This is a genomic window from Streptomyces ureilyticus, assembly GCF_011045025.1.
In the GTDB taxonomy this organism is placed as follows: domain Bacteria; phylum Actinomycetota; class Actinomycetes; order Streptomycetales; family Streptomycetaceae; genus Streptomyces; species Streptomyces ureilyticus.
Window position 1 is genome coordinate 1 of the sequence record NZ_JAAKZX010000105.1, and the last position, 15,679, is coordinate 15,679.

The 15,679-nt window shown below is 70.9% G+C and carries 15 protein-coding genes; 2 read left to right on the forward strand and 13 right to left on the reverse strand.

Translation table 11 applies throughout. The features are described from left to right. Nucleotides 1-262: 262 nt before the first annotated feature. The 4 genes from G6048_RS28060 to G6048_RS28075 form a co-directional block, all read right to left on the reverse strand. Entirely contained in the window at nt 263-736 is a 474-nt protein-coding gene (locus G6048_RS28060) for a DUF6099 family protein (RefSeq protein WP_165342381.1), read from the reverse strand. 169 nt (nt 737-905) lie between these two features. Then, nucleotides 906-1,235, reverse strand: a complete 330-nt coding sequence (locus G6048_RS28065; RefSeq protein WP_165342382.1) for a nucleotide pyrophosphohydrolase — start codon at nt 1,233-1,235, stop codon at nt 906-908. After that, on the reverse strand, nt 1,222-2,502 hold the full coding sequence (locus tag G6048_RS28070; RefSeq protein WP_235990415.1) for an ATP-binding protein: 1,281 nt from the start codon (nt 2,500-2,502) through the stop codon (nt 1,222-1,224). Before G6048_RS28070 ends, G6048_RS28065 begins: the two co-directional genes overlap by 14 nt. A gap of 92 nt (nt 2,503-2,594) precedes the next feature. Then, nucleotides 2,595-2,984, reverse strand: coding sequence for a cell division protein SepF (locus G6048_RS28075; protein ID WP_328827176.1), 390 nt, complete (start codon nt 2,982-2,984; stop codon nt 2,595-2,597). Nucleotides 2,985-3,221: 237 nt separating this feature from the next. On the opposite strand from G6048_RS28075, the gene G6048_RS28080 reads away from it, so the two are divergent. Next, nucleotides 3,222-5,396, forward strand: coding sequence for a molybdopterin oxidoreductase family protein (locus tag G6048_RS28080; RefSeq protein ID WP_328827178.1), 2,175 nt, complete (start codon nt 3,222-3,224; stop codon nt 5,394-5,396). A gap of 14 nt (nt 5,397-5,410) precedes the next feature. On the opposite strand, the gene G6048_RS28085 is transcribed toward G6048_RS28080, so the two are convergent. The 4 genes from G6048_RS28085 to G6048_RS28100 all read right to left on the reverse strand — a co-directional run bounded on the left by G6048_RS28085 (nt 5,411) and on the right by G6048_RS28100 (nt 9,501). Continuing rightward, nucleotides 5,411-7,375 (reverse strand): ABC transporter permease, encoded by a 1,965-nt coding sequence (locus G6048_RS28085; protein ID WP_165342383.1) that lies wholly within the window; start codon nt 7,373-7,375, stop codon nt 5,411-5,413. Nucleotides 7,376-7,417: 42 nt separating this feature from the next. After that, a complete protein-coding gene (modA, locus tag G6048_RS28090; protein ID WP_165342384.1) occupies nt 7,418-8,203 on the reverse strand; it encodes a molybdate ABC transporter substrate-binding protein in 786 nt (261 codons plus the stop codon). A 58-nt stretch (nt 8,204-8,261) separates the two neighbouring features. Beyond that, nucleotides 8,262-8,657: a TOBE domain-containing protein gene (locus tag G6048_RS28095; RefSeq protein ID WP_165342385.1), complete on the reverse strand. Its 396-nt coding sequence runs from the start codon at nt 8,655-8,657 to the stop codon at nt 8,262-8,264. A gap of 85 nt (nt 8,658-8,742) precedes the next feature. Beyond that, complete coding sequence (locus tag G6048_RS28100; protein ID WP_165342386.1) at nt 8,743-9,501, reverse strand: FHA domain-containing protein; 759 nt, start codon at nt 9,499-9,501, stop codon at nt 8,743-8,745. Between the two features lie 230 nt (nt 9,502-9,731). Between G6048_RS28100 and G6048_RS28105 the strand changes: the two genes are divergently transcribed. Next, entirely contained in the window at nt 9,732-10,667 is a 936-nt protein-coding gene (locus G6048_RS28105) for an alpha/beta hydrolase (protein WP_165342387.1), read from the forward strand. A 28-nt stretch (nt 10,668-10,695) separates the two neighbouring features. On the opposite strand, the gene G6048_RS28110 is transcribed toward G6048_RS28105, so the two are convergent. The 5 genes from G6048_RS28110 to G6048_RS28130 form a co-directional block, all read right to left on the reverse strand. After that, nucleotides 10,696-11,646, reverse strand: coding sequence for a catechol 2,3-dioxygenase (locus tag G6048_RS28110; protein ID WP_165342388.1), 951 nt, complete (start codon nt 11,644-11,646; stop codon nt 10,696-10,698). A gap of 25 nt (nt 11,647-11,671) precedes the next feature. Beyond that, complete coding sequence (locus tag G6048_RS28115) at nt 11,672-12,760, reverse strand: 4-oxalomesaconate tautomerase (RefSeq protein ID WP_165342389.1); 1,089 nt, start codon at nt 12,758-12,760, stop codon at nt 11,672-11,674. Between the two features lie 5 nt (nt 12,761-12,765). Next, nucleotides 12,766-13,422 (reverse strand): GntR family transcriptional regulator, encoded by a 657-nt coding sequence (locus G6048_RS28120; RefSeq protein ID WP_165342390.1) that lies wholly within the window; start codon nt 13,420-13,422, stop codon nt 12,766-12,768. 72 nt (nt 13,423-13,494) lie between these two features. Continuing rightward, entirely contained in the window at nt 13,495-14,937 is a 1,443-nt protein-coding gene (locus G6048_RS28125) for a sensor histidine kinase (RefSeq protein WP_165342391.1), read from the reverse strand. Continuing rightward, the gene (locus G6048_RS28130; protein ID WP_165342392.1) at nt 14,934-15,677 is read right to left on the reverse strand and encodes a response regulator transcription factor; all 744 of its coding nucleotides are present in this window, start codon (nt 15,675-15,677) and stop codon (nt 14,934-14,936) included. The genes G6048_RS28125 and G6048_RS28130 overlap by 4 nt, the downstream gene beginning before the upstream one ends. Nucleotides 15,678-15,679: the final 2 nt, after the last annotated feature.

Consider the following 15,679-nt stretch of genomic DNA (forward strand, 5'->3'; position numbering starts at 1 on the left):
GCCCCCGGACCCCCGGTCCTCAAACGCCGGACGGGCTGATTGTTCGCGGCCCCGGCCGAATTCCGCAGCGGAGATTCCGCCGCCCAGGCGGAACTTTGCAGCGCAGGCCCGCATCAATCAGCCCGTCTGGGGGCACCTCCCAGCGGTAGCTGGGGGAGTTTGAGGACGAGGCCCCGCCGATGCGGGGTCGGGGCGCAGCCCCCAGCGGGGCCCGGGGCTGGCCCCGGGATGGGACGGGTAAGGGCGGCGGGGGTGAAACCCCCTACGCCGCCGACCCCCGCTCCTGCTCAGCCTCATCCCGCACCGCCAACCTCCGCAACATCTCCAACACCCTGTCGCGAGACTCGTCCGCCGCGTCGATCGCCTCCATGCACTGCCAGTACATCGCCTCCTCATCCGCCGCCGACGCGATGCCCACGAGGGCGATGCCCACCTCCCCAAGGAGGCCGCCGAGGTCGACGAGGGCCCGGCGGGCATCGCCGAGTTCCGTCAACTGCGCGGCACGCAGGGTGCCGCCTCTCGGCAGGGGCACGTCCAGGACGCCGCAGCCTCTGGCCGCCAGCTCGGTCAACCCCACTGCCTCGCCCCGTAATTCGGGAGGGCCGAGCATCGCCAGGCGACTGCCTATCGCCTGGGCGAGGGCCTGTGCCTGGCAGGCCTCCGCCATGATGCCCCGCGCGTCCTCACTTCCCATCAGGGCACATCTGCTCGCACCGATGAGCCGCACCGCGTCCATGCGCTGTCCTCGTCTGTCCCGACGCGCTCTTCACACGCCTGCCCGAACTCCGCCTGCCACTACCCAGAGTGAACCCCCTTGGGTCAAAAGGCCAGAGGAAGCCGGAAATCTGTGGACAATAATTCGACTGTGGACAACTCAATGACTCCGGAGAGTGATGAGAGAGAGGTTATGACTCCTCTGCCGGAAACCTCTCCTCATTCCGGTCGATCTTCGCGGACAGTGCCGCGAGGGGATCGATGTCGAGCACCTCGCACAGCTGCAGCAAGTACGCCAGGACGTCCGCGACTTCGTCCGTCACGCGGGGCGCCTTCGTCGGGTCGGACATCACCCGGACCGACTCCTCCGGCGTCAACCACTGGAAGATCTCGACGAGTTCGGAGGCCTCGACGCTGAGCGCGGCGACCAGGTTCTTCGGGGTGTGGTACTGCTGCCAGTTCCGCGCCGCCGCGAACTCGGCCAGTCTGCGCTGGAGCTGGGCCACATCAAGTCCGGTCACGGCTCAGGTGTACCACCGTGGCCCCGTCCACGCCCGAGGCCCAGGACGCGTCGCTCACGGCCCCGACCAGCCGGATGTGCCCGCGCTCGCACATCCGCGCCGCCAGCCGTACGAGTTGGTCCCGCTGGCGCCCGTCCAGATCGCGGTCGAAGCCGTCGGCCAGAACCGTGAGGGTCTGGAGCGCCTCGGGCACCTCCCCCGCCGTGTCGACCTCCAGCACACCCGGCCCGGTGAGCAGCACCAGGGCCAGGGCCAGGTACCTCAACTGCCCGTCCCCCAGCAGTCCCAGTGGCGTCCGCAGCCCGTCGCCCCGGTCCAGCACCGCCCGGACCGCCGGTGACGCCCGGACGGCTCGGACGGCCTGGACCGCCGCCCGAGCCGTCGGCACCGTGACCGATCCCTGTCCGGCGCCGAACGGCACATGCTCAGCCAGTACGTCCACGACCCGGCCCGCACACCCGTCCCGTACCGCCGCCACCAGCAGCCCGTGCCGCCGTCCGCACTCCGACCGCGTACGCCACAGCACCTCGGCGAGGTTGTCGCAGCCGGGGAGCAGGCGTCCAGCGCCGAGCGGCACCGGCGCGCGCATGTGCCGGGGTACCGGGTCGCAGGCGAAGACGGAGCGCAGGGCGACCACCATCTGCTCGGCGGCGGCGAGGACTTGGCGCTGGCCGTCCGTCCGGCCGGACACGCGCAGCGGCAGCAGCGCGGTGCCGAGCCGGTCGTCGGGGAGCGGAGCTCGGGTCACGGGGGACGAGCCCGCCGTGTGCCAGGCGGCCTGCACGGTGGGACGGTTCGGGTCGCGCAGGGCCGTCTCCAGCAGGGTTACTCCGCCGGTCGTCAACCGCTCGCCGGCGATGCGGAGTTCGGGCTCGGCCTGCACCGCGAGGTCGAGCCGTACGACTCCCGCGGGGCCGTCGACCGTACAGCCGATGCGGAAACCACGTCGCCGTCCGGCGTCGGGCCGGGCCCGTTCGGGAACGCAGGCGGCAGGATCCGGGAACACCTCGGCCAGCGACGCCCCGCCACCCAGCCGCGCCAGCGCCTCGTAAGCCCGCAGCGCACTGCTCTTGCCGCTGCCGCTGGGCCCCGCGAAGAGGGTCAGCGGGCCGAGCGGGAACTCCGCGCGCCGGTGTGTGGCGAAGGCCGAGAGCCGCAGCGCGGTGACGCTCGGCCGCCGCTCCCGGCAGGCCGCCCCGCCACAAGCGGCGTCGGCGGCAGGCACGGCATCGGCATCCGCGGCGGCGCTCTGGGATGGCACGGTCATATGCGGACCGTAGGCTTCCGGCGGGCTGCCGAACCGTTCCGCCCGGCAGACCTTCCTACGATCGAGGGATCAGCAGGTCAAGCACGTGATCGTCAGGCGCCGGGGATTCCCGCGCCCTCCATCAGACCGGCCACTTCGGTGCCCGGCGGGGTGAGCAGGAACACGTTCCGCTCGACGCGGTGCATGCCGCTCGCCAGGCCGAAGACCACGCCCGTACTGAAGTCCAGTACGCGCTTGGCGACGTCCGGTTCGGCGCTGGTGAGGTCGAGGAGGACCGGGACACCGGCCATCAGCGTCTCGGCGACCTCGCGCGCGTCACCGAAGACATTGACGCGGAGCACGACGAAACGGCGGCGTGGTTCGGTGTCCGCATCGGGTATCGACCGGTGGTCGACCGCCGAAGGCCAGGCGTCGCGGCCGCGCAGCGGGACGACCTGGGCAAGCCCTTCCCACTGTTCATCGGTGACGTCGTAGCCGTTCACCGGCTCCCCCCGACCTGACTCGTACTGATTGCCTGCACCGGGCAATTCTTGCGCATGCTCACCCGTTCGGCCCAACAGCGACACGGTCCGCGACCCGGTCGTGCCGCACATCACGTTTCCAGCGCCGGTCGGCGGTCAGTCATTAAACGCTCAAGCACCGGGCTGCGTATCAACTAGCGCCGGGCTCCGCATCAAACACGGGACAGCCCGCCGGACACCGACCAGAAGGGGCCCGCCGTGGCCGCACAGAGCCCTGAGAGCAGCAGCACACAGGTGCGGACGGTGTGCTCGTACTGCGGCGTCGGCTGCGGAATGGTCCTCGACATCGGGAGGGGCCCCGACGGGCGGCGAACGGTCCTGAAGGCGTCCGGCGACAAGGCGCACCCCGCGAACTTCGGACGGCTGTGCTCCAAAGGCACGACCACGGCCGACATGCTCGCCGCGCCCGGGCGGCTCGGCACCGCCCTCGTACGGGACGAGCGCGGTGCGGAGCCGGTGCCCGCGCCCGTGGACGCGGCGATCGCCGAGACCGCGCGGCGGCTGCGCGCGATCATCGACGAGCACGGTCCGGACGCCTTCGCCCTCTACGTCTCCGGGCAGCTGAGCCTGGAAGCCCAATATCTGGCGAACAAGCTGGCCAAGGGTTTCGTAGGGACGAACCAGATCGAGTCGAACTCCCGGCTCTGCATGGCGAGCGCGGGCGCCGGCTACCAGCTGTCCCTGGGCGCCGACGGCCCGCCCGGCTCGTACCAGGACTTCGAGAAGGCCGACGTCTTCTTGGTCATCGGCTCGAACACGGCCGACTGCCATCCGATTCTCTTCCTGCGGATGAGGGACCGCGTCAAGGCGGGCGCGAAGCTCATCGTCGTCGATCCGCGGCGTACCGCCACCGCCGAGAAGGCCGACCTGTACCTGCAGATCAAGCCGGGTACGGATCTCGCCCTGCTGAACGGGCTGTTGCACCTCCTGTACGAGAACGGCCACACCGACCCCGTCTTCATCGCCGCGCACACCGAGGGCTGGGAGGCGATGCCCGGCTTCCTCGCCGACTATCCGCCTGCCACCGTCGCCGAGATCACCGGGATCCCGGAGGCCGACATCCGCGAAGCCGCCTCGCTGATCGGCCGGGCGGGCGAGTGGATGAGCCTGTGGACCATGGGCCTCAACCAGTCCACGCACGGCACATGGAACACCAACGCCCTGGTCAACCTGCATCTCGCGACCGGTGCCATCTGCCGCCCGGGCTCTGGCCCCTTCTCGCTCACCGGGCAGCCGAACGCCATGGGCGGCCGCGAAATGGGCTACATGGGGCCGGGTCTGCCGGGGCAGCGGTCCGTTCTCGTCGACGAGGACCGTGCCTTCGTCGAGGAGCTGTGGGAGCTGCCCCCGGACACGCTCCGGAAGGACGGCGTCGGGCGGGGCACCGTCGAGATGTTCCGGAAGATGGCGGACGGCGCGATCAAAGCCTGCTGGATCATCTGCACCAACCCCGTCGCCTCGGTCGCCCATCGCAGGACCGTCATCGAAGGGCTGGAGGCCGCAGAGTTCGTCGTCACGCAGGACGTCTTCGCCGAGACCGAGACCAACGCGTACGCCGATGTCGTACTCCCCGGCGCCCTGTGGACGGAGACCGAAGGCGTCCTCATCAACAGCGAACGCAATCTCACCCTCGCCTCGCCCGCCACGGACCCGCCCGGCGAGGCACTCGCGGACTGGCGGATCATCGCGCGGGTGGCCTGCGAGATGGGGTACGAGAAGGGGTTCTCGTACGAGAGCGCGGAGGACGTCTTCGAGGAAATCAAGCGCGCCTGGAACCCGAGGACCGGGTGGGATCTGCGCGGCGTCACGTACGAGCGGCTTCGGACGGGGTCGGTGCAGTGGCCGGCCGCGCGGGAGGAGGGACCGGACCGGAATCCGATCCGGTACGTGGACGGGGACGGGAAGCTCTCCTTTCCCACGGCGAGCGGGCGGGCGGTGTTCCACGCCCGGCCGCACATCCCGGCCGCCGAGATGCCCGACGACGACTTCCCCTTCGTACTGAACACCGGGCGGCTGCAGCACCAGTGGCACACGCTGACCAAGACGGGGAAGGTGGCCAAGCTCAACAAGCTCAACCCCCGGCCGTTCGTGGAGCTGCATCCGCAGGACGCCCGGGAGTTGGGCATCGGCGACGGTGACGCGGTCGAAGTCGCCTCACGGCGCGGGCGGGCCGTGCTGCCCGCCGTGGTGACGGACCGGGTCCGGCCGGGGTCCTGCTTCGCGCCCTTCCACTGGAACGATCTCTTCGGGGACTGCCTGAGCATCAACGCGGTGACCAGTGACGCGGTCGATCCGGTGTCGTTCCAGCCGGAGTTGAAGGTGTGCGCGGTGGGGTTGTCGAAGGCTTCCTCTCCTCCGCCGCCCCTGCCGTGATCCCCCGGCCGGGATCACAGGGCCACGACCGTCGTCTCCGTCGCCTTGATGCTCGTCCATACCGGCACCCCGTCCGCGAGGCCTAGTTCGGTGGCGGCCTGTGGGGTGATCTCCGCGATCACGTCCGGTGCCCGGTCGGAGGTGATGAGTACGCGCAGTCTGCTGCCGGTGGCGGTGATCTCGCGGACCGTGCCGGGCCAGACGTTGCGGGGGCTGCCGCTGGGTCTGTCCCGATGGACGGCGACCGCTTCGGGGGCGATGATCGCGAGGGCCTCCGTGCCCGTCGGCAGCGGGTCCGCGATCACCAACCGTCCTCCGCCGTCGGCGAGTTGGAGACCATCGGCGGTCGCCGTGCCGGGCCAGGCGTTGCGGCCGAGCATGCGGGCCACCCACGGTGAGCGGGGATGCCGGGTGACCTCGGCGGGCGGGGCGTCCTGGACGGCGCGGCCCTCGTCGAGTACGAGTACGCGGTCGGCGAGCGACACCGCCTCTACGGGGTCGTGGGTGACGATCAGGCAGACCCCGCCGAAGCCTTCGAGGTGACGGCGCAGGGTGTGCCGTACCTGGGCGCGGGTGGTCTGGTCGAGTGCGGCGAGCGGTTCGTCGAGGAGGAGGAGCCGGGGGCGTACGGCCAAGGCCCTTGCCAGGGCGACCCGCCCGGCCTGGCCGCCGGAGAGCTGGGCCGGTTTACGGTGCGCGAGGTGGCCCACCGCGAGCCGGTCGAGCCAGTCCTGCGCGACGCGGCGGGCCTCGGCGCGCGGTACGCCGTGGGCGCGGGGGCCGTACGCCGTGTTGGCGAGTGCGGTCAGATGCGGGAAGAGCGCGCCGTCCTGCGGGACCCAGGCGACTGCCCTGCGGTGCGGGGGCAGCGGGGTGACGTCGGTGTTGCCGAGGCGCAGAGCGGCGTGGGCGCGGGGGGTCAGGCCGAGCAGGGCTCGCAGCAGGGTGGTCTTGCCCGCACCGTTGGGGCCGACCACGGCGATGGTGGTGCCGGGGGCCGCGTCCAGGACGAGCTGAGTGAAACCGGTGACTTCGGCGTGCAGGGACCAGCGTTCACGGTCCGGGGCGGCGTCCTTGTACACAGCGGGGGTGTCCGCGGGTGAACTCCCCTCGTCCGCAGGCGGCTTGGGCGGATACGGGCGGGCGCTGCCCGGCGTACCCGTGAAGCGGCCGCGCAGGGCGACGAGGACCGCCATGGCGATGGCGAGCAGCAGCAGCGAGACGGAGGTCGCGGCCTGCGGGTTCTCCTGGAGCAGCAGGTACACCTGGAGGGGCAGGGTCTGCGTCGAGCCCGGAAGGTTGCCCGCGAAGGTGATGGTGGCGCCGAACTCGCCGAGGGCGCGGGCCCAGGTCAGCGCGGCTCCGGCGACGAGTCCGGGGGCCACCATGGGCAGCGTCACCGTGCGGAAGACCCGTAGCGGCGAGGCGCCCAGGGAGGCGGCGGTCTCCTCGTAACGCGGCCGGAGTCCGGCGATCGCCCCTTCGAGGCTGATCACCAGGAAGGGCATCGAGACGAACGTGGCGGCGACGACCGCGCCCGAGGTGTGGAACGGCAGCGTGATGCCGAAGGTGTCCTCCAGCCAGGGCCCGAGCAGCCCGCGCCGACCGAAGGCGAGCAGCAGCGCGACGCCGCCGACGGTGGGCGGGAGCACCATCGGCAGCAGGACGAGCGAACGGACGAGGGCCTTGCCGGGGAACGGTACGCGCGCCAGCAGCCAGGCCAGCGGAACGCCGAGGACGAGCGACAGGCCCAGCGACCAGAAGGAGACGACGAGGGAGAGCTTCAGCGCCTCGCTGGTGCCCGGGCTGGTCAGATGCCCGCCCAGCTCGCCCCAGTCGGTACGGGCGAGGACGCCTGCCAGCGGGAGGAGCAGGAAGGCGATGGCGAGCAGGGCGGGGAGGGCGAGGGTGAGGGGCGTACGGGAGGAGCGGGTGCGGCTGATCGCGGGGCCCCGCTCGGCGCGGCCGACAACTCTCATGACTGGCTACGGCTCATCAACTGGTCACGGCTCATCACATGGTCACGGCTTCTCGAAGCCCGCGGTGCGGAAGATCTGCTGGGCCTGCGGCGAGGACAGCCACTTCACGAAGGCCGTGGCCGCCGCGGAGTGCTGTGACTCCTTGAGGGTGGCGGCGGGGTAGGAGGCGATGGCGTTCTGGTCGTCGGGGATGGTGATCGCGTCGGTCTTGTCGGGTGCCGTGGCCACGTCGGTCTTGTAGACGATGCCCGCGTCCGCCTCGCCGAGTTCGACCTTGCTGAGCACGGCGCGGACGCTGGGCTCCTCGGAGACCGGTTTCACCGTGATGTTCCGGTCGGCCAGGACTTGCCTGCTGTACCGGCCGACCGGCACCTCGGGTGCCGCGAGTACGACCTTTGTCTTGCTGTCCGCGAGGTCCTCAAGGCCCGCGATCTTCTTCGGGTTTCCCGCGCCCACGGCGATGACCAGGCGGTTCTTGGCGATAACGGTCGGCATGCCGGTGTCGGCCTTCAGCCCGTCCATCGTCTGGGTGTCGGCCGTGACGAGTACGTCGGCGGGGGCGCCCTGCTTCACCTGCGCGGCCAGTTCCTGCGATCCGGCGAAGGAGAAGGTCAGCTGCGTACCCGGGTGCGCCTTCTCGTAAGCCGCGCCTGCGCCCTTGAAGACGTCGGTCAGGGAGGAGGCGGCCACGACGGTGAGGTCGGCCGAGTCCGAACTACCGGCTGTCTGCTCGGTGTTGGCATCGTCGCCGCAGGCGGCGAGCGAGCCGAACAGGGCGGCGGCGGCGAGTACGGCGGCGGCGCGGCGCCCCGGGCGGAGGAGGGACATGCCGTGGGGCTCCTTGCGAGGGCGAGGGGAGGCGCCGGGGGCCGTCGCCTGCGAGTGATCAGGCACGGTCGATGTGCACATTGGTCGACTTCACGCGGGAGGTGGCCTGCATACCGACCTCCAGGCCCAGCTCCTCGACGGCCTCTCGGGTCAGCAGGGAGACCAGACGGTGCGGGCCCGCCTGTATCTCGACCTGGGCCGCGACATCGCCCAGCTTGACGGCGGTGACGATGCCGGGGAACGCGTTGCGCGCCGAGGTGTACGGGTGCTCTTCCTCACCGGTGCCGCTCTGCGCGAGCTCGACGGAGAACGCGGCCAGATCACGCCCGTCGACGAGGCGACGGCCGCCTTCGTCGCGGTGCGTCGCGATGCGGCCGGCGTCCGCCCAGCGGCGCGCGGTGTCGGCACTGACACCGAGCAGCCGGGCCGCCTGCCCGATGGTGTAGGACTGCATGTGCGCCAGATTAAGCCGTTCCGCCTAGCATCTGCAATGCCTTGCTGGATCAGAACCCAGCAAGTGCCAGCCTCTCCCGTTGCTTCTAGTCGATCATGTCCAGGTCCGGCGGCACGAGGGTGGTCGATTCGACCAGGCCCCTGAGGAGGTTGTGCAGGAGGTTGTTGTCGGTGGGTGCTCCGGAGTCCTTGTCGTGTATCAGCGGATAGGGGAAGCCACCGTCGTGGAGGCGCTTGCGGACCTCCGTGATCTTGTGCTCGATGCGGCGGTCGGTCCAGTGGTCGTCCGGTCGCAGACACTCCAGCAGGCGGGCGGCCCGCCGGTAGGACAGAGGGCGCGGGCCGTCCTCGTACAACAGGTAGTGCTGGCCGATCACGACCAGCAGCAGCCGTTCCTCCTCGGACAGCGGCCAGATGTGCGGCTTCAGGGTGCTCGCCTGGCGGCGCGGTACGAGGCCGGGGGCGTCGTGGCTCGTCACATACAGCTCGACCAGGTGCTCCCGGTAGCCCGAGCCCCTCACGAACAGCGGGGTGTAGCCGGGTGCGAGGGGGATGGGTTCGGTGCTGGTGTGCATCAGGCGGCCGTGCGGCAGGCGGACGAGTTGCTGTCCGGTGTTGCGCAGCCACCATTGGCTTGCGCGGTACGTGAGTTCGCCGTGCCGGCGGCTGACCCGCAGGTCGTCCTCGCCCACCGCGAGGTCCACGTCAGGGTCCTCGCCGCGGCCGAAGCAGATCGTCAGGCCCGGTCGTGGCGGGACCCTGATGCCGCCGGTCAGTGAGCGCGCGTGCAGGGTGCCTGGACTGGCCTCGGCGACACCGCGCGCCAGACTCGCGAGCTGGTCCATGGTGGCCTCCATCTGTGTTCTCGGTGTCGGGGAGTCGGTCGGGTGGGGTGCGCGTCCCCCTCCGCCGCGCACCCCGGCGCCAGTGTGCCCGCGGGCATACGGGACCGGTCCCCGGCGATGTCGTTCCACGGCGTCCACGGCTACTATCGCCCCCATCGATCGATCGCCAGGAAACCTGATGATTGGCCTCGACAAGAACTCGACGAGGAACAGTCCTGGAACGGAGCCGTATGTCCCTCTTGGCCAGGCCGGCGGTGGCCTCCTTCGCCGCGAAGACCATGCAGCGTCTGCTCGGACTCGCGAGCCGGCGCTCCAGTGGGCGGGGTTCCGCGGCCTCGTGGCGTGCACGGCTTCCCGAGTTTCCGCGCGACGTCCGCGAGTTGACGGTACCGACGTCCATAGCTCGGGCCCCGGTCGTGGTGTACATGCCCAGGGTCGAGGATGGCGTACTCCCGCCGGTCCACGTCAACTTCCATGGCGGTGGATACGTGCTGCCGGGGGCGGAGATGGACGACGCGCTGTGCCGTTACCTCGCCGCGGAGGCGGGCGTGGCCGTGGTCAACGTGGATTACGCGGTCGCCCCACAGCACCCGTTCCCCGCCCCGCCGAAGCAGGCGTACGAGGTCGTCCGCTGGGTGGCGGCGCACGGCGGCGAACACGGCTGGGACGGCAGCCGTCTCACCGTGGGCGGGCAGAGCGCCGGCGGCGGTCTCGCGGCGGCGGTGGCGCGTCAGGCCCTTGGGGCCGGTGGGCCCGCGATCGCGCTCCAGGTCCTCCACTATCCGCCGCTCGACCTCGCGACGAGCGCCAAGGACAAGAAGGCCGCCATCGACAAGCCGACGCTGCGCCCGTGGATGGCCGCGATCTTCGACAGCGCGTACGTGCCGGACCCGGACCGACGCACCGACCGCCTGGTCTCTCCGGCCAACCCGGCGGACACCGCGGACCTCACGGGTATCGCCCCGGCGCTCGTCATCACCCCCGAGTACGACCTCCTGCGCGCAGAGGGCGAGCGGTACGCCACGCGACTGGACAAGGCCGGCGCACTGGCCGAGCACCGCCTCGTCCCCGCCGCCGACCACGGCTACGACCTCAACGACGCCGAGGCCGCCCGGCCGGTCTACGCATTGATCGCGGACCATGTGCGGCGGGCCGTCAACGCGTAGGAAGCGGTGAGGAGTTGGGCTCGCGTCGTCAGTCCACCGGTGGCGTGCCGTGCGTGTGGAAGGACTCGATGGTCTTCAGGCCCCAGGCCTGGCCCTTCTTCCGCTCTTCCTCGGTCCAGGTGATCAGGGGCCAGTCCGGGGCGAGGACCAGCCGGGTGAGCGGGTTGCACAGTTCGACCCGGTTGCCGCCCGGCTCGTAGACGTACAGGAAGAACGTCTGCTGGATGGCGTGCTTGTGCGGGCCCGTCTCGATGAACACGCCCGTGTCCAGGGCGAGATCGGCGGCGCGGAGGATGTCCTCGCGGGTGTCGGTGGCGAACGCGATGTGGTGCAGGCGGCCGCGGGAGCCGGTCCAGTCCTCGGTGTAGACGACGTCGTACGACTTGCTGGTGAACGTCAGCCACTTCGCGGCGATCCTGCCGGTGTCGAGCCGGATCTGCTCGGTCGGGCGGGCGCCGAGGACGTGTTGCTGGAAGTCGGCGTTCGCGGCGACGTCGGCGGCGAGGTAGTTGACGTGATCGAGACGGCGTACGGCCACGCCGTGGCCCGGCTTGGCCTGGGGCTGGTTCTTCAGGCCCGGCTTGAGGGCCTCAGGGGCCTGGTACCACTCGGACTCCCAGTACAGGGCGATCTCGTGGCCGTCGGGATCGGTGGTGACGTAGAGCGGGCCGAGGCCGGGCTCGTCCTCGGTCCAGCGGCCCTCGTGGCCCGCGGACGCCAACTCCTTGACCCGGCGCTGCAGGGCCTCCTCGCTGGAGGTGCGCAGCGCGGTGCGGCGGATGCCGGAGGTCTCGTGCGCGGTGAGGACCAGACTGTGGTGCTCGTAGTCGTCCCAGGTGCGCAGGCAGACGGAGTCGCCGCGTTCACCGTTGACGGTCAGGCCGAGGTAGTCGGTGAAGAAGGCCAGGCTGCGGTCCAGGTCGGGGGTGAGGAGTTCGACGTGTCCGACGTGGGCGATGTCTCCGAGGGGCGGTGTCATCGGGGCTCCTTGGAAAGGGAGTTGGTCAGGAACGGGACGCGATGCCGGCCGGGCGGGCGAAGACGGTGCCGTCGAAGATCTTCCGTGCGGTGCGTACGACAGCCGTCCGGCGAGCCACCGGGCGCGGGCCCCCGGCGTCGACGCCGGCCTCGATGTCGAGAAACCCGGTGGGGTGCTCGATCCTCAACCGCTCCCCCGCCGCCGGGAGTTCGGCAACGTCCTGGCCGACGCCGCCCTCGATCCGCAGCCCGGCGGCGACGCTCGCGGCGGCCAGGACGCCGATGGAGGTGTGGCAGCGGACCGGGAGGAAGGTGCGGGTCATCACCGCGCCGCCGTGTACGGGCGGGGCCAGCAGGCTGAGCTTGGGCACGGTGGTGCCCTCAACCTCGCCGAGGCCCATCAACGGGCCCGCCGCCAGGCGGATTTCACGGAGCCGGCCGCCGAGGGCCAGGTCCTTCTCCAGGTCCTCCGGGTCCTCGTAGCCGGTGATCTTCAGGGAGGAGGCGGCGATCAGTACGGTCGGCATGCCGTTGTCCACGCAGGTCACCGGGATGCCGGCGACGGTGTCGCGCACACTCCCGGTGGGCAGCAAGGGGCTGCCGTCCGGCGGGAACTCGATGACCACGGGAGCGGCGGTGCCCGGCACGCCGGAGACCTCGGCGGAGCCCGTGTAGTCGACACGTCCACCCGGGGCGGGGAAGGTCGCGATGGCCAGTCCCCCGGTGTTGAGCATGCGGATCCGTACGGACGTCTCGCCGTCCGCCGCGGCGACGAGCCCGCGCTCGACGGCGAAGGGGCCGACTCCGGCGAGCACGTTGCCGCAGTTCTGACGGTCGGACACCTCGCCAGTCTCGACGCCGACTTGGAGGAACAGGTAGTCGACGTCCACGGCGGGATCGGCCGAAGCCGACACCACGGCCACTTTGCTGGTCAGGGGGTGCGCGCCGCCGAGCCCGTCGATCTGGCGCGGATCGGGGCTGCCCATGACGCGGAGCAACAGGTCGTCGCGTACGGCGGGTTGGGAGGGAAGGTCACCGGCCAGGAAGTAGGCGCCCTTGGAGGTGCCGCCGCGCATCAGCATGCAGCGCACCTCGTCGGGCCCGCCGGTCGTCATCGCCGTCAATCTCCCTCGCGCAACGCGTCGATCACGCTCGCGAGGTGGGCGCGGGCGGCCGCGTCGGCCGCCTGGGGGTCCCGTGACCTGATCGCCTCGATCATGGCCAGGTGTTCGTTGACGGACTGCTGGGGGCGTCCGGGGCGCAGCGCGAGCTGGAAGCGGTGGCGCACCAGTTGGGCGTTGAGACGGTCCAGGAGTTCCCCGGCGACCTGCTGGCCGGAGAACTGGCGGATCTTGGCGTGCAGTTCTTGGTTGAGCCCGGAGTAGGTCATGGGTTCACCGTCGGCGACGGCCTTGCTCATCGCCGTGCCGAGGTCGGCCAGTTCGGTCAGCTGGTCGTCGGTGGCCTCGACGGCGGCCTTGGCCGCGCACAGCCCTTCGAGGACCATGCGGCACTCGGTGATGGCGACCGCTTCCTCGACCGTGACAAGGCGGACCCGTGAGCCGCGGTTGGGGATCCGCTCGACCAGCCCCTCGGCCGCCAGATCGATCAGTGCCGCGCGCACACTGGCCCGTGTCACACCGAACTGCTCGGCGAGTTCGTTCTCCACCAGCCGCTGGGCCGGTGACATCTCGCCGCGCAGGATCGCCTGCCGCAGCCGCGCCAGCGCGTGCTGCTTGGCTTGCTCTCCGCTGCTCGGCCTGGCCTCGTTCGCCACGGTCTCTCCCTGAGTGAGTGCCTGTCGACCGTAGAGGTAACCGAACAAGATTGTCAACGATTTCGTTTACGTTCAGCCCGTCCGGCCAAGCGGAAGCCTGATCGTGAACGTCGTCGAGCCCGGGCAGCTCGTCAGATCGAGGGTGCCGCCGTGGGCGCGGGCCAATGAGCGCGCGACCGCGAGGCCGAGACCGCTGCCTCCCCGGTCGCGGCTGCGGGCCTTGTCGACGCGGTAGAAGCGGTCGAAGACGCGGTGCTGGTCGGCGGCCGGGATGCCGGGTCCCGCGTCGGCGACCCGTACGACCGCCATGCCGGACTCGACGCATACCTCGGCCGACACCTTCGTCCCGGCCGGGGTGTGCACGGCGGCGTTGCAGAGCAGGTTGTCCAGCACCTGCCTCAGGCGCAGGGGGTCGAGGCGCAGCCGTACCGGGTCGGGAGGGACCGTGACGGTCAGCGGGTGGTCCGTCCGGCCCGCGCGGAACGCGTCGGCGGCCTGCTGCACCAGCTCCACCAGGTCCACCTCCTCCAGCCGCAGCGGCGCCTCCACATCGGCGGCGTCCAGGCGGGCGAGCAGCAGCAGGTCGTCCAGCAGTACGCCCATCCGCGCGGCCTCGGTGCGCAGCCGGGCCAGGTGCTTGTCCCGCTCCTCGGGATCGTTGGCCGCCGCATACTGGAACAGGTCGGCGTAGCCGCGGACCGACATCAGGGGCGTACGCAGCTCGTGCGAGGCGTCGGCGACGAAGCGGCGCAGCCGCTGTTCGACCTCCGTGCGGACGGCGAGCGAGTCGTCGATGTGCTCCAGCATCGTGTTGAACGCGGTGCGCAGCTCCTCGACCTCGGGGCCGCCGCTGCGCCCGTCGTGGCGTACCGGCAGCCGTGCCGAGTCGGTGAGGTCGTGCGAGGTGATGCCGCGCGCGGTGTGCGCCATGTCGCTGAGGGGCTTCAGGCCTCGCCGTAGCATTCCCCGGCCCGACACCACGAGGGCGAGAAGCGCGAGCCCGAAGGCGACGGCCTGGATCACGATCAACCGGCCCACCGTGTCGTCGATGCCGTCCATGGGCGCGGCGCTGACCAGGATGGTGCCGGGCTCGAACTCGCACGCGCGCAGCCGGTAGCTGCCTTTGCCCTGGAGATCGTCGGTGCGCAGGACCTCCGTGTCCGAGGACATCTGCGCCCGGGCCACGGCGGTGAAGCTGTCGACGTCCTTCGGCAGGTCGCCGGGGTCCTCGGGCTTGCGGAGGACGGGCTTGCCGCCCGACACGTCGTACACGGCGTAGAACCAGCTGTAGTACTTCTTTCCCGTGAGCGTGCCGTGTTCCTCGATGTTCTTGGACTGGGCGATCTGTCCCTGCGCCAGCTGCTCGTCGAGCTGCGTCGACAGGTAGTCCCGCATGTACGTCGTCAGCCCCGTACCGACGACCGCGAACACCATCAGGGACAGCACACCCAGGCCCAGCGCGAGCCGGGTGCCCAGGCGCAGCCTGCGGTAGGTCCCCTTCAGCCGGGCTATCACTCGGCGACCTGCCGCACCACGTACCCGACGCCCCGCACGGTGTGGATCAGCGGTGTCCGGCCGTCGGCGCCGTCGTCAGGCCCGTCGAGCTTGCGGCGCAGCCGGCTGACGACGAGCTCCACGACGTTGGAGCGGCCTCCGAAGCCGTACTCCCAGACATGGTCGAGTATCTGCGCCTTGGTCAGCACGGTCGGTGACTTGCGCATCAGGTAGCGGAGCACCTCGTACTCGGTCGGGGTGAGCGTGAGCAGCTTCTCGCCGCGCCGCACCTCGCGGGTGTCCTCGTCCATCGTCAGGTCGGCGACCTGGAGCACGGAGCGCTGGAAGCCGGGGCCCGCGCTGCGGCGCAGTACGGTGCGCAGCCTGGCCATGAGCTCCTCCACCGCGAACGGTTTGACCAGGTAGTCGTCGCCGCCCCGGGTGAGCCCCGCGATCCGGTCGGCGACGCCGTCGCGGGCGGTGAGGAACACGACGGGCACCATCGTCCCGGACAGCCGGAGCCGGTCCAGGACACCGAATCCGTCCAGGTCGGGGAGCATCAGGTCGAGCACCACGATGTCGGGATGGAACTCGGCGGCCTGGCGCAGCCCCTCCTCACCGGAGTACGCGGTGACCGCGTCCCAGCCCTCGTAGCGGGCGACGGTGGCGACCAGGTCGGCGATGGGCGGATCGTCGTCCACCACGAGAAGACGTACTTTTTCCACCCGCTCATAGTGCTTCACCTGTCGCCCGGCGCCCATAG